The 13,804-nt window shown below is 64.8% G+C and carries 8 protein-coding genes, 1 tRNA gene and 1 pseudogene; 8 read left to right on the forward strand and 2 right to left on the reverse strand.

What is annotated here, in order from left to right; genetic code table 11:
• Nucleotides 1-68 precede the first annotated feature (68 nt).
• Complete coding sequence (locus EMO90_RS06285; protein ID WP_150354606.1) at nt 69-1,574, reverse strand: sugar transferase; 1,506 nt, start codon at nt 1,572-1,574, stop codon at nt 69-71.
• A gap of 1,144 nt (nt 1,575-2,718) precedes the next feature.
• On the opposite strand from EMO90_RS06285, the gene EMO90_RS06290 reads away from it, so the two are divergent.
• From EMO90_RS06290 to EMO90_RS06315, 6 genes and pseudogenes are all read left to right on the forward strand, one after another.
• Nucleotides 2,719-4,326, forward strand: coding sequence for an MDR family MFS transporter (locus EMO90_RS06290; protein ID WP_150354607.1), 1,608 nt, complete (start codon nt 2,719-2,721; stop codon nt 4,324-4,326).
• Nucleotides 4,327-4,930: 604 nt separating this feature from the next.
• Nucleotides 4,931-6,004: pseudogene (locus tag EMO90_RS06295) on the forward strand (LacI family DNA-binding transcriptional regulator); the annotation flags it as partial.
• A gap of 457 nt (nt 6,005-6,461) precedes the next feature.
• On the forward strand, nt 6,462-7,763 hold the full coding sequence (locus EMO90_RS06300; protein ID WP_150354609.1) for an adenylosuccinate synthase: 1,302 nt from the start codon (nt 6,462-6,464) through the stop codon (nt 7,761-7,763).
• A 60-nt stretch (nt 7,764-7,823) separates the two neighbouring features.
• Nucleotides 7,824-9,590, forward strand: coding sequence for a CrcB family protein (locus tag EMO90_RS06305; RefSeq protein ID WP_223849807.1), 1,767 nt, complete (start codon nt 7,824-7,826; stop codon nt 9,588-9,590).
• A complete protein-coding gene (locus EMO90_RS06310) occupies nt 9,587-9,961 on the forward strand; it encodes a fluoride efflux transporter FluC (RefSeq protein ID WP_150354610.1) in 375 nt (124 codons plus the stop codon). The genes EMO90_RS06305 and EMO90_RS06310 overlap by 4 nt, the downstream gene beginning before the upstream one ends.
• A 238-nt stretch (nt 9,962-10,199) precedes the next feature.
• Nucleotides 10,200-11,540, forward strand: a complete 1,341-nt coding sequence (locus EMO90_RS06315) for a polysaccharide deacetylase family protein (protein WP_150354611.1) — start codon at nt 10,200-10,202, stop codon at nt 11,538-11,540.
• Nucleotides 11,541-12,028: 488 nt separating this feature from the next.
• On the opposite strand, the gene EMO90_RS06320 is transcribed toward EMO90_RS06315, so the two are convergent.
• A tRNA-Gly gene (locus EMO90_RS06320) sits at nt 12,029-12,102 on the reverse strand.
• A gap of 178 nt (nt 12,103-12,280) precedes the next feature.
• On the opposite strand from EMO90_RS06320, the gene EMO90_RS06325 reads away from it, so the two are divergent.
• Both EMO90_RS06325 and EMO90_RS06330 read left to right on the forward strand, forming a co-directional pair.
• Nucleotides 12,281-13,012 carry a LytR/AlgR family response regulator transcription factor gene (locus EMO90_RS06325; protein WP_150354612.1) on the forward strand — a complete coding sequence of 244 codons (732 nt, stop codon included), beginning with the start codon at nt 12,281-12,283 and terminating at the stop codon, nt 13,010-13,012.
• 10 nt (nt 13,013-13,022) lie between these two features.
• Nucleotides 13,023-13,700 (forward strand): sensor histidine kinase, encoded by a 678-nt coding sequence (locus tag EMO90_RS06330; protein ID WP_150354613.1) that lies wholly within the window; start codon nt 13,023-13,025, stop codon nt 13,698-13,700.
• The last annotated feature ends 104 nt before the right edge of the window (nt 13,701-13,804 follow it).

Consider the following 13,804-nt stretch of genomic DNA (forward strand, 5'->3'; position numbering starts at 1 on the left):
TGATTGGCCCGGATTCCCCGGCTCGCCGCTATTCGGATTGCTGGTTTGGTCGGATTGATCGGCCACTGTCAGTAAGCCCCCTTATGGCTCAGCACGGCGCCCACGGTACGGAACAGGAATACGATGTCCCCCAGAACGCTCCAGTTTTGGACGTACGCCACGTCCAGCGCCTCGCTCTCCTCGGCGGACAGATCGGACCTGCCGGACACCTGCCAGGGGCCGGTGATGCCGGGCTTGACGAGCATGCGCGTGGCGTACACCTGATTGTACCGCGCGTATTCCTCCGGCAGCGGCGGGCGCGGGCCCACGGCGGACATGTCGCCCTTGAAGACGTTGAGGAACTGGGGCAGCTCGTCGATCGAGAAGCGGCGGATGAAGTGGCCGACCGGGGTGATGCGCGGATCGTTCTTCATCTTGAAGATGAAGCGGTCGGTCTGGCCGGTCTCCTCGGCCAGCTTCTTCTTGAGCTCGTCGGCGTTGACCACCATGGAGCGGAACTTGTACATCTTGAACGGCTTGCCGCGCAGGCCGATGCGGGTCTGGGTGTAGAAAACCGGGCCGCCGTCGGTGGCCTTGATGGCGATCGCCACGGGGATGGTGATGATCGAGGACAGGATGATCGCCAGACTGGAGATCACGATGTCGAACGCGCGCTTGAGGGCCATGGCGGTGAGCGTGTACTGGGCGAGGCGTTGCGTGATGATCGTGGTGCCCTGGATGGAGCGGACCTGGATCTCGTGGTTGCCGGTGTCCGCCGCGGAGGCGAGCATGGCCATTTCCAGGCCGAGGCTCTCCATGCGCACCGAGAACGTGTTGTAGTTCTCCGAGTAGCGGGCGATCACGTCGCACACCATCACGGTCTGGCCGCCCACCTGCACGATGTGCTCGGCCAGCTCATGGTCGTCGTACTGCAGCACGGGCAGCGCGCGGCCCCAGTTGTGCATGATCTGCTGGTTCAGCTCGTGAAGGCGATCGGGATCGGAAACCGGGCGGATCAGACCGCTCTCCGGATGCAGGCGGACCGGGCACACGGCCACCGGACGGTAGTTGAGCTGGCGGCGCTGGTTGAGGAACTTGAGCATGCGGCCGATGCCCTCCGGGGAGCCGACCAGCACGGTGGCGTAGGCGTAGGAGCCCTTCTCGCGGCTGCGCGTGATGAAGTAGCGGGCGATGAGGCGCTCGATCACCGTGAGCGCCCAGCCGCAGAACACCGCGAGGGTGAGCGAGAGGAGCGTGAGCTCGAAGCCGAAGAAGAAGTTCAGGGCGCACTGGATGACCCAGCAGACCACCATGGCCTTGATGAGCAGCATGTTGAGCTGGTAGCCGTCGCCCATGATGTGGCGATGGTAGACGCCCACCGTGCGCAACGACCACACCCAGAAGATCGCGCACATGATCAGGTAGACGGAAAGGTCCATGGTGAAGAACATGCGCGGCGAGTAGAACGCGTAGGCCTCATCGCGCAGGACCAGGACGGTGGCGCCGGCGATGATGTACATGGCCGCGTCGGCCAGCATGAGGGCGACGTTGATGAATGCGCGCCAGTAGCGGACGCTCTCCGTGCGGGTGGCCATCTGGCCGAGGAGGTTGGCCGGTCGGCGGGTGGAGCGGGTTTGGCGGGCCGACTTGCGGGGCTGGGCGGGTGCAGGGGCTGGGGCCGGCTGGGTTGCCTGATCCGTGGATCCCCCCTGAGGTCGTGCGGCCGGGGCGACTTGCGGTCCCAATACCTCACGATCGCTGTTCGGTGCCATCGGCAACGTACCCTCCTGACTGATACTCGTGTCATACCGCGGCGCACGATCGCGCGCGTCCGCAGCACCTCTTCTCCATGAGCTTAAACGCCCTCTACCGACTATACCCGTTCAGGGGTTACCCCGTCATTCTTTTGTGTTAATTCGGATGGAATTGTCGGCATTCGGACGGGCGCGGGCGGCTCTCACGTCATCCTGAGCACGTGGACGGTCGGCTTCCCGTCATCCTGAGCGAGCCCGTCAGGGCGCAGTCGAAGGATCCTTAACCTCCCGCACTAGCCGGAACCACGACTCAATGCGCAATGGCCAAGGATCCTTCGCTACGCTCAGGATGACAGCGTGGGACTTTTCGTCATCCCGAGCGGGCGGAGGTCTTTTTCGGTCATCCTGAGCGGAGCCCGTCAGGGCGAAGTCGAAGGATCCTTAACTTCGCACCCTCATCGCCCCCACAAACTGGGCAAATCGGGATCCTCGCGGCGCAAACTGGGCAGATCGTGTTCGCTACGCGCCCAAATCGGCCTCCAGATAACCAGATCTGCCCAGTTCACAAAAATAGAGTCCCAATCTGCCCAGTTTGCGCCATCAGCCGGGGCATCAGCAGGGCCAAACTGGGCAGATCATGCGCGCGGGGCGGACGATCGATGCGCTGCGGCCAAGGATCCTTCGACTTCGCGCTTCGGTGTCCGGCTGCGCCGGACCGTCGCCGCCTTGGGGCGGCTCGACCGCAACTGCGGTCGGCCTGCAGTCGCGGCTTCATTCGCTCACTGTCGTTCGCCCTCGCCTGCGAACGCCGCCGGCGTTCGCTTCACGGCTCGGCCTGCCTACGGACAGCCCAGTGGGCTGTCCGCTTCACGGCTCAGTGATCAGGATGACAACGGGGGCTTTCCGCCGCCCGGCAATCGATCCACGGGTGCGCGTAGGCTAATCACGCTTTCTTTGGGAACGAACGCACGAAGGCGATGATCGAATGGCGAAACTGGCGAAGGGCGCGAGGGAAAAAATCGGCGAATCATACGTGGACGGGCACCTGACCCGCCCGGCGTTCGTATCCATCGCGATCCTCACCTTCATCACCTTCGTCGGCAACTTCACGCAGCTGCAGCTGAGTGCCGCGCTGCCCACGATCGTGTCCGAATTCAACATCTCCGTGACCACCGCCCAGTGGCTTACGTCGATCTTCCAGCTGGTCATGGGCGTGATGGTGCCGCTCACCGCATTCCTCACGCGTCGCTTCTCCACGCGGCAGATCGTGATCGTCTCCATGGCGGTGTTCACCGCGGGCTCGCTGTGCGCGTGGATCGGATCGTCGTTCCTGATCGTGTTGCTGGGCCGACTGCTCGAGGCCGTGGGCACGGGCGTGATGTGGCCGGTGCTGCAGATCACCGTGTTCTCCATCTACCCGCTCTCCCGCCGAGGCATGGCGATGGGCACGGTCGGCATGGCGATGAGCGTCGCCCCGGCGCTGGGCCCCACGATCGGCGGATGGCAGACCGACTCCTTCGGCTGGCGATCGATCTTCCTGACCCTTACGGTGATCGGCGTGGCGTGCCTGATCATGGCGGTCCTGTGGCTGCGCGACTTCGGCGAGAACGATCCGGGGGCCAAGGCCGACTTCTTCTCCGTGGCGCTGTCCGTCTTCGGCTTCGGCGGGCTGATGTTCGGCTTCACGAACATCGAGGCGTTCCCGGCCACGCACCCGATGGTGTGGCTGTCCACGTTGATCGGCGTGGTGGGCATCATCTGGTTCGTCGCCCGCCAGATCCGCAGGGCCCGCGCGGTGGCGGCGGACAAGCCCGGCGCGGAACCGCCGCTGCTCAATCTGGGCGTGCTGAGGAACCGCAGCTTCACGATCGGCACGATCTGCGCGGCCCTGAGCTTCTTCGCGTTCAGCTCGATCATGGTGATCATGCCGCTGTACATCCAGGACGATCGCGGCTTCTCCGCCACGATCAGCGGACTCGTGATGATGCCCGGCGCGTTCGGCATGTGCATCTCCCAGTACTTCGGCGGCAAGCTGCTCGACCGTCTCGGCGCGCGGCCCGTGGCCCTGTCCGGCACGATCATCCTGCTGTTCGGCACGATCATGCTGAGTCTGATCGACACCGACACGTGGATCTGGTGGGTCTCGATCTGGCAGTTCATCCGGCAGATCGGCATGGGCTTCATCATCATGCCCATCACCACCTGGTCGCTCAACTGCCTTGAGCCTTCGGAGGTTTCGGCCGGATCCGCGGTCACCAACACCGTGCGGCAGATCGCCGGCGCTGTGGGCGCGCCCGTGCTGGTGATCCTGATGGAGACGCTGATCCAGCTGTACATGGGCGGCGCGTTCGGCTTTGCGGGGTCTGCGGGCTCGGCGGGTTCTACGGGGTCTGCGGGCTCGGCGGGTGGGCCCGATCCGATTCTGGCGTCGATCTTCGGCACCCAGTGGACCCTGCGCGTCAGTGCGTTCCTGGTGTTCGTGCAACTGCTGATCGTGCTCTTCGGCGTGCGCGGCGAGGGTGCCGGTTCCACGCACGACGTGGTCGCGAAGGCCCGCGCGCGAGCGGAAGCGCGATCGGCGGCTCGTCGCTAGACGGCCGGATCGCGGTACTAAGGGCGGCTCCCTCGGCCATCCTGAGCAGAGGCGTAGCCGTAGTCGAAGGATCCTGAATCTTGTGCGGAAGTTAAAGATCCTTCGACTCCGCTTCGCTACGCTCAGGATGACCAGGAGGGACTTCCCTCCGCTCAGGATGGAATGATTGGGGCCAGTCCTTTTTGTCATCCTGAGCGAAGCCCGTTAGGGCGTAGTCGAAGGATCCTTGGCCACTGTACATTGGTTGTGCTCGTTTATGCGCAGTGTTAAGGATCCTTCGACTCCGGCTGACGGTGTCCGGCTGCGCCGGACCGTCGCCGCCTTGGCGGCGGCTCCCCTCGCCTACGGACAGCCCACTGGGCTGTCCGCTTCACGGCTCAGTGCTCAGGATGACGGGGAGAGACTTCGCCTCGGCTCAGGATGACCGAGGGAGCCCAGCCGGGGAAGCCGGGGAGCCCAGCCGGCACGACGCGCTCAGGAATTGTTCAGGAAGACGCGAACCGGTTCGAGTAGGATGGAACCAACGTTCGAGATGTTCGACAGGCAGGACAACAGTCAGAACCAAGGCAGGACGCAGGACAAAACAGGACAAAGGAGGTTCGCGATGGTCGGAATGCGTGATGTGGCGCGCAAGGCGGGCGTGTCGTTGAGCACGGTGTCGCTGGTGGTCAACGGCAACGGGTATGTGTCCACGGAGATGCGCGCGAGGGTCACGGCCGCCATGAAGTCGCTCAACTACGTGCCCAACGAGCTGGCGCGCAATCTGTATCACGACCGCACGAACATGGTGGGTGTGATCGTGCCGACCATCCGCCACCCGTTCTTCGCCACGCTGGTCGCCGGACTGCAGGGGCGGCTGTTCGACGCGGGGTACCGCACGATCGTGTGCTCCACGGCGGATATGGGATCCGGCGAGGACCAGTACGTGGACATGCTGCGCCGGCACATGATGGACGGCCTGATCATGGTGGGCCACACCACGCATCCGGCCGACTACTGGACGTCGATCCGACGGCCCATCGTCGCCTTCGACCGCTATCTGGGCGCGTCGATCCCGTCGATCGGCTCCGATCATGAGCAGGGCGGCGAGCTGGCCGCGACGATGTTCGCGCTCACCGGCGTGCGTCATGTGGTGGAGATCGGCGGCCCGCGATCGCAGTACAACGATCTGCTCAGCGCGGACATGAAGGGCGGTCAGGACACCCCGCGGCAAAGCGCACCGGATCCCACGGCGCAGCCCAGCACATCGGCGCAGCCCGCCGCCGCGATCGACGCCGATCTCGATCACTTGGGCGGCAACACCACGTTCCCGCCCGTGCGCTACCACCTCGCCTTCGAGCGCACACTGGATCTGGCGGGCATCCGCTGGGACTACCTCGAGGTGCCGGACGTGAGCGATTTCTCGGCGTTCGAGTCGGTGGCGCGCGAGGCGTTCGATCGCTTCCCGGAGGCCGATGCGATCGTGGCCCCGGACATGGCCGCTGCGTTCTGCGTGCAGGAAGCGCTGCGACGCGGCGTGCGGGTGCCTGATCACATGCAGATCATGGCGTACGACGGCACGTACGTGACCGATCTGGCGGGCATGCGCATCACATCGATCCTGCAGGATTTCGATTCGCTCGTGGAGACCGTCTCGCAACGGATGATCGCGGAGATGGGCGGATCGGACGATGCGGGGACGAATCCGGATCCGAACGTTGCCGGCATAAACGCCGAGCCCGCCGCGCCCGCGCCGGCTCCGGCACCCGGTCTCGTGGGCGATCTGATCCCCATGCAGGTCAAGCTCGGCGAGACCACGCGCATGACCGACGCCGTGCATCAGCTGCTGTTCGGCCCCGATTCGACGCCGGCGCAGACGGACTGAGCGCACGGAGCCGATCAAGCCGATGCAGAATTCTTCCAACCTGCGCCCCCGGAATCGCAGATTGGAAGGATTCTGCATGTGAGCGGCTCAAACGCGTTTCCAATCTGCAGATTCTTTCCAACCTGCGAAAATCGGGGCGCAGGTTGGGGAAAATCGACATGGCGGCTGGGCGCGCGTGCAATGTGAGACGCGTGCGCGCACGGTTTAGGGCTCGCGTTAGGCTATGAGGCGGCTTGATCTTTAATACGGCATAACCTGCGGAGGTGCAATCATGCCCGGAATCGTGTTGATTGGCGCACAGTGGGGCGACGAGGGCAAGGGCAAGGCCACCGACCTCATCGGCACCCATGTGGACTACGTCGCCCGCTTCAACGGCGGAAACAACGCCGGACACACGGTGGTGGTCGGCGACGAGACGTACGCGCTGCACCTGCTGCCCTCCGGCATCATCTCCCCCAACGTCACCCCCGTGATCGGCAACGGCGTCGTGGTGGACGTGGAGGTGCTCTTCCAGGAGATCGACGGCCTGCAGAGCCGCGGCGTGGACTGCTCCCGCCTGCTGGTGAGCGAGGCCGCGCACATCATCGCCCCGTACCACCGCGTGATCGACAAGGTCACCGAGCGCTTCCTGGGCAAGCACAAGATCGGCACCACCGGCCGCGGCATCGGCCCGGCGTACGCGGACAAGATCAACCGCGTGGGCATCCGCGTGCACGACCTGTTCAACGCCAACCACCTGCACGACAAGGTTGAGGCCAGCCTGCACCAGAAGAACCAGATGCTGGTCAAGCTGTACAACCGCCGCCCCATCGACGTGGACCAGACCACGGACGAGCTGCTCAAGCTGGGCGAGCGCCTCAAGCCGTACGTGGCCAACACGTCGCTGATCCTCAACAAGGCTCTGGACGAGGGCAAGACCGTGCTGTTCGAGGGTGGCCAGGCCACCATGCTGGACGTGGACCACGGCACCTATCCGTTCGTCACCTCCTCCAACCCCACCGCCGGCGGCGCCTGCACGGGCACCGGCGTGGGCCCCACCAAAATCGATCGCGTGATCGGCGTGGCCAAGGCGTACGTGACCCGCGTGGGCGAGGGCCCCTTCCCCACCGAGCAGTTCGGTGAGCAGGGCGATTGGCTGCGCGCGCAGGGCCACGAATACGGCGTGACCACCGGCCGCCCGCGCCGCTGCGGCTGGTTCGACGCCGTGGTGACCCGCTACGCCTCCCAGGTCAACGGCCTGACGGACATCGTGCTCACCAAGCTGGACGTGCTCACCGGCCTCAAGGAGATCTCGATCTGCGTGGCGTACGAGGTGGAGAACGAAGACGGCACCGTGACCCGCTACGACGACATGCCCACCGATCAGGCCGCGTTCTCCGCCGCCAAGCCGGTGTACGAGACCATGCCGGGCTGGGACGAGGACATCTCCAAGGTCCACAGCTTCGAGGACCTGCCGGCCACCTGCCAGGCGTATGTGAAGCGCCTTGAGGAGATCAGCAACTGCCGCATCTCCGTGATCGGCACCGGCCCCCAGCGCGACCACATCATTCAGGTCCACTCCCTGCTCGCCTGACCTTTCGGCCGTCGAACATCCGTTTGGCGGCCATTTCGACTATTTGCGGACATTGCGCCTATGACCACATCAGACAACGAATCCACCGGCTTGTCCGGATTGAACCGCGGTCGCATCGTCGAACCGGCGGCGACCACGCAAACCATCGTCTCCCCCATGGCCCCGGCCTCTGGGGACGTGCGCGGCTTCAGGCGAGGTGGATCCAGTGACGCGTCCGGTTCCGGTTCGGCAGGTTCCGACGGCTCGCCGCTGACGGACATCGTGCTGTATCTGGTGGTGTTCCTGGGCGGCTGCGTGGGCACGGCCATGCGTTACGGGATCAGTCTGGCGATCCCGAACACCGCGGCCCAGAGCGGTCTGCTGTCCGTATTCCACACGGCCACGTTCGTGGCGAACATGCTCGCCTGCTTCATCTTCGCGTGGCTGACCGCGTCGATGGGACGGGCCAGGTGGATCCCCGCGCGCACGCGCGAGCTGGTGAACCGCGGTGTGGGCATGGGCATGTGCGGTGGTTTTTCGACGTTGAGCGCAATGGTGATCGAGGAGCTGATGAGCTGGCGCGGGGGCAACATCGCAGGTGTGGCGTTCTATGAGATCGTGAGTTTCGCATGCGGTCTGGCGGTGGCATACGGCGGCGCGAAGCTGGCGCTGGCGATGACCGCGTCGCGTGCGGGCGCGGGCGCTGGTTCCGGCGCTGGTTCCGGCGAATCCGATCGTGTAGCCGGCAGGACGGCGACCGGAACGGGATTCGCACCCGTGCAGGGGCTGGACGGCGTGCCAGGTTCCGTCTCGTCCGCTTCCGGAGCGCTGGGGACGACCGGCACGAGTCCGATCGCCGCGGGCAGTGCGGGCAGGATGATCACCGTGGAGGATGCCGAGGCGGCCGCCGACGCGTTTTTGGCGGCGAATCCGACCGATATCGAGGATAACGAGGCCACGGTGGCGTCAGGCATGGCAGCCGCCGCTTTGGGTGATGCGCATGCCAGCGCGCCTGTCAACGCGCCCGTCGTCCCGGCGTCGATCGCGCCTGATGCGCGGGACGCCGATCCCCGGAGCACCGATCCCCGCGCCGCGGATGCACGACGCGTCCGCACAGCCGCCAGCACGTCTGCGGATCTAGGCACCGGAGCCGGCGTGCAGGTCGCCCGTGCGACGGCTGATGAGGCTCCCACCGAGGTGTTCGGACGGGCGCGCAAGGTGCATCATCGCAACTCGGTTAAGCCGCCGATGCTGGACCGCGTGAACGCCGACGCGCTCGTCTTCGGGCCCGTGTCGCGCAATTCGCAGGTGGTGGAGAAGGCGCTGCCGAAGCTGGTGTTCCCGTCGTTCCGCGACGATGACGTGGATGAGGGGGATGCGGCGGCTGAGGCTGTTGAGACCGAGAGCGAGACTGCTGAGGTTAAGGATACTGTCGAGGTTAAGGATCCTTCGGCTACGCTCCGCTCCCCTCAGGATGACGGGGAGGAGACTGCCGAGGCAGGTGCCTCTTTGGATGACGAGGCAGGCCAGGATGACAGGGCGGGGCTGACCGAGCTGGGCGAGGCCGGTCAGGACGATAACGCGGAGACTCCGGAAGAGATCGCGGACGATCAGAAGACCGAGGGCAAGGATCCTTCGACTCCGCTGCGCTCCACTCAGGATGACGAAGAGGAGACCCCGGAGCAAGCCTCCGAGCCGGAACCGACGGTGAAGCCGCTGTTCGTGCCGAACATCGTCAGCGATGCGGACGACGACGCGCCCAGCTTCGCGCGCATCATCACGGCCGTCAACGAACGACATCAGGATGACGTCAAACCCACCCAGCGCAACGGGGAGGCTGGGCGATGATGGTCTTCCTCGGCATCTGCGCGTGCGGCGGACTTGGCGCGGTGGCCCGATTCGTGCTCACCGTCTCGATCAAGCAGTGGTGGAAGCACCCCTTCCCGCTGCCCACGTTCATCATCAACATCATCGCCACCTTCTGCGCGGGCGTGGCGGCCGGTGCCTACGCGCAACTGGCCGTGACCCATCCCACGTACCTGCTGTTCGTCACCGGCTTCCTGGGCGGATTCTCCACGTTCTCCACGGCCATCAACGAGATCGTCACGCTGGCTCGCAAGGGCAAAACGCCCCTTGCGGCGGCCTATCTGGCGGCGACCATGCTCGTGCCTCTCCTGTGCGTCACCGGCGGCTGGCTGCTCGCCGGCGCATTGCTGTAGTTTGTAGTCCTGCGCAATGGATTTGCTCATTGTGCGGCCGCTCGATCGCAAAGTGAGCGGATCCATTGCCGTAGCACCCCCCAAAGCCGGCTCACGCATTGGATTTGCTCATTCTGACGCCAATCGATCATTCTGCGGCGCCCTAGCGAACGCGGCAAAGTGAATAATACGTGATGCCCGCGCGTCCGCATCGGCGTCCTTATAGGCTGTAGGCGGATTGTCAGTTTAAGGAGTGTTTATGGCGACCCAAAACGATGAGCCGAATGACGTCGGCATGGAGCATCAGCTCGACAATGTATCCGATCATGACATCGAGGAATTGGATTTCAACGGCAGTGCGCAAGGCAACGGGGGCTCGCGGATGAAGCGCGGCGCGGGCAAGATGGTGGCGATTGTGTTGGCCGTGATCGTGGCGATCGGCGGCTTGGGCACCGCTGGCGGCTGGTACTGGTACAACAACCTCCGGCAGTACCCGGTGATCGTGGACGGGCAGATCGTGAACATCCGCAACGGCCATTCGATCGAGCGCATCCTGCAGGACAACGCCGATTTCCAGAAGGTTCCGGGTCGCCTCATCTCGCTGACCGGCAAGGTGCTGGACGACAAGGGCGGCGAGCCGATCAAGGTGACCGTCAACGGCGTCGAAGTGCCGCAGGACAAGCTCGCGTCCACCCATCTCAAGGAGCAGGACGAGGTCACGCTGGAGAACGGCGCGGACAAGGAGGAGGAGCACGAGGACAAGGTCGAGGTGATTCCGCACGGCAAGAAGGCCACGAACATCGTGACCGGCGGCATCATCCAGCTGCACCTGCCCGGCTCCGACGGCACCAAGGAGACGTGGGTCGGCAAGGTGTCCGGCGAAGTGGTGGACAAGGGCGTGACCAAGGAGCCGGTGGACGAGCAAATCACCGCGCTCACGCCGCACGTGCCCGCGGACAGGAAGGTCATCGCGCTCACCTTCGACGACGGCCCCAGCGAATACACGCCCAGGATGCTGGACATCTTCAAGGAGAAGGGCGTGCACGTGACCTTCTTCAACATCGGCACACAGTCGGCGGAGATGAAGGACACCGTCAAGCGCATGGTCGACGAGGGGCATCAGGTGGGCAGCCACTCGAACACGCACCCGTTCCTGCCCAAGCTCAGCGACGACGGCCTGCGCTCCGAGCTCACCGCGGGCTTCGACGGTCTGGCTTCGGCCGGCGTGACCTCGCGCATGTTCCGCTCCCCCTACGGCGCGTTCACCAACAAGGACTGGGAGCGCGCGGGCGATCTCATCTCCACCAACGTGCTGTGGGACATCGACACGCTCGACTGGAAGATGCCGGGCGCGCAGGCCATCCACGACACCGTGCTCAAGCAGGCGCACAACGGGGCGATCGCGCTCATGCACACCGGCGGCGGCAACCGCGAACAGGACATCGAGGCGCTGCCCGGCATCATCGACGACCTCAAGGCGCAGGGCTACGAGTTCGTGACCGTGGGCGAGCTCATGGCCATGGATCAGAAGCAGCGCTTCCCCGAGTGGGCCATCAAGGGCGAGCTGCCGACGGCCGCCGCCTCGGCTTCGGAGTCCTAGTCCTTCGCGGGTTCCGCGAGCAAGTATCTGCGCTTTTGGGGCGGATTTCGAGACCGAATCCGCCCCAAAAGCGCGGACAGCATGAAATCGTGGACACACGGTGGACACAATCGGGACACAATCGGGGGCGCACACGCGAATTTGGCGCGCATTCGGCGCGAATTTGGCGCGCATTCGGCGGCTATCTCGCATAGTGGGGGCGGATTTGGGCTTCTGCAGAGTGCTAATCATCAAAGTGGGGGCGCGTCAACCCCGCACCGAGCCCGCATCCGTCACGGCGAAGAGGCCGTTTTCCGCGATTTTCCAATGACCCGTCTGTGGACATCACCGTCGAAGAGCCGCGCAGACGCCCCCACTTTGATGTTTATCGCTCTGCAGAAGCCCAAATCCGCCCCCACTATGCAAGATAGAGCAAGACACCGGCTCTGGGAACAGTTGGAGAAACCCAAGAACGTTGAAATTCCACCGAAATGACGGGAAAAACACAGTGGAGCGGATGACGGGAGTCGAACCCGCCTTTAAAGCTTGGGAAGCTTTCGTTCTACCGATGAACTACATCCGCAGTCGGCCCCGCGCCACGCGCGAATGCACAAATAGCAACTGTACCACATGAGCGGACCTGCGCGCATCCGCAACATACGGAATGTGGCGTGGTCCGCCCGCGGCCCGCACGTGGCACGCGCGCGGCGTGGCACGGCACGGCGGGACGTGGATAGGATGGGACCGGAAAGGGGCCCAGCATGCCGTACCGCATCGCCATTTGTGACGACAGTGACGTGGACGCCGCATATGTGCGGTCGCTGGTCGGTCGCTGGGCCGAGTCGCGCTCGGCGGACGTGGAAACCGAGACGTTCCCCTCCGCCGAGCGGCTGCTTTCCCGCTACGAGGAACGGCGGGATTACGACATTCTGCTGCTCGACATCGAGATGGGCAAGACGGGCGGTGCAGGCGGGCCGGGCGCGATGGACGGCATCGAGCTCGCGAAGGCCGTGCGCCGCGAGGAGAACGGCGGTCGCACGCAGATCGTGTTCATCACCGGATACTCGGACTACATCGCCGAAGGCTACGACGTGGAGGCCCTGCACTACCTCATGAAGCCGGTGGACGCGCGCAAGCTGTTCGCGGTGCTGGACCGGGCCGCGCAACGGCTGCGGCAGGGCGAGCGATGCCTGAATCTGCAGTATGCGGAGGGCGTGGTGCGCATTCCGCTGGGGACGATACGGTATCTGGATGTGAGACAGAACTATGTGACCATCCATGCTGAGCGCGCGTACACGGTCAAACGCTCGCTCAGCGAGTTCGAGGACGAGCTGGGGCCGGAGTTCTTCCGCGCCGGGCGGGGGTTGATCGTGAGCCTGCGACGGATCCGCCGGGTCACGCGAACCGCCGTGGAATTGACGGACGGGGAGGCGCTGCGCCTGCCTCGAGGCGCATACGAGCCGCTCAACCGGGCGATCATCGAAAGGACGTGAGGGCACCGCCATGAAGCTTCCACGATTCTTCGGCCGCAGCCGGGCCAGCAAGGCGCTGGCCGCATACCAGCGCGAACTGGTGGACACGCACTACCGCGAAGTGGAGAACATGTACCGGCAGATGCGCATCTGGCGGCACGACTACCGCAATCACATCCAGACGCTCAAGGTACTGGCGGCGAACGGCGACATCGCCGCGATCCGCAGCTATCTGGACGGGCTCGACGCCGAGCTGAAGGAGCTGGACACACCCATCAAATCCGGCAACGCCATGGCCGACGCGATCCTCAACAGCAAGGTGTCGCTGGCGAAGGCGCATGGCATCGACGCGCGCGTGGACGCCCGCATCCCCATCAAGCTGAGGATCTCCGAGCTGGACCTGTGCTGCGTGCTGGGCAACCTGTTCGACAATGCGATCGAGGCGAACGAGGCGCTGCCCGAATCCGAGCGGATGATCCGCGTGTACATGGACATGAAGGGCCCGCAACTGTACATCTCGTTCACCAATGCGGCGCCAGCAGGCAAGCGGCGCAAGAAGGGCGGGCTGTTCCCCACCACCAAGAAGGGGGAAGGCCACGGCTTCGGGCTGGTGCACATCGATCGGATCGTGGAGGATGCGGGCGGGTATCTGAGCCGGAACTCGGAATCCGGCGCGTTCACCACGGAGATTCTGCTGCCACAGGCGTGACGCGACGGCGGCAGCCCGACACGCCGATTGGACCGCCCCACCGCGCAATCCATGCGATTCGTCCCCGAATTCGCGCGTTTCGTCCCCATCGGCCGGCGCGTCCC

This window comes from Bifidobacterium vespertilionis, from assembly GCF_008698145.1.
Classification (GTDB): Bacteria; Actinomycetota; Actinomycetes; order Actinomycetales; family Bifidobacteriaceae; genus Bifidobacterium; species Bifidobacterium vespertilionis.

Excerpts from the sequence above, each read along its gene's own strand:
- EMO90_RS06285 (WP_150354606.1), bottom strand. The coding sequence starts at position 1,574 with ATGGCCACCCGCACGGAGAGCGTCCGCTACTGGCGCGCATTCATCAAC.
- EMO90_RS06310 (WP_150354610.1), top strand. The coding sequence starts at position 9,587 with ATGATGGTCTTCCTCGGCATCTGCGCGTGCGGCGGACTTGGCGCGGTG.
- EMO90_RS06325 (WP_150354612.1), top strand. The coding sequence starts at position 12,281 with ATGCCGTACCGCATCGCCATTTGTGACGACAGTGACGTGGACGCCGCA.
- EMO90_RS06330 (WP_150354613.1), top strand. The coding sequence starts at position 13,023 with ATGAAGCTTCCACGATTCTTCGGCCGCAGCCGGGCCAGCAAGGCGCTG.
- EMO90_RS06290 (WP_150354607.1), top strand. The coding sequence starts at position 2,719 with ATGGCGAAACTGGCGAAGGGCGCGAGGGAAAAAATCGGCGAATCATAC.
- EMO90_RS06315 (WP_150354611.1), top strand. The coding sequence starts at position 10,200 with ATGGCGACCCAAAACGATGAGCCGAATGACGTCGGCATGGAGCATCAG.
- EMO90_RS06305 (WP_223849807.1), top strand. The coding sequence starts at position 7,824 with ATGACCACATCAGACAACGAATCCACCGGCTTGTCCGGATTGAACCGC.
- EMO90_RS06300 (WP_150354609.1), top strand. The coding sequence starts at position 6,462 with ATGCCCGGAATCGTGTTGATTGGCGCACAGTGGGGCGACGAGGGCAAG.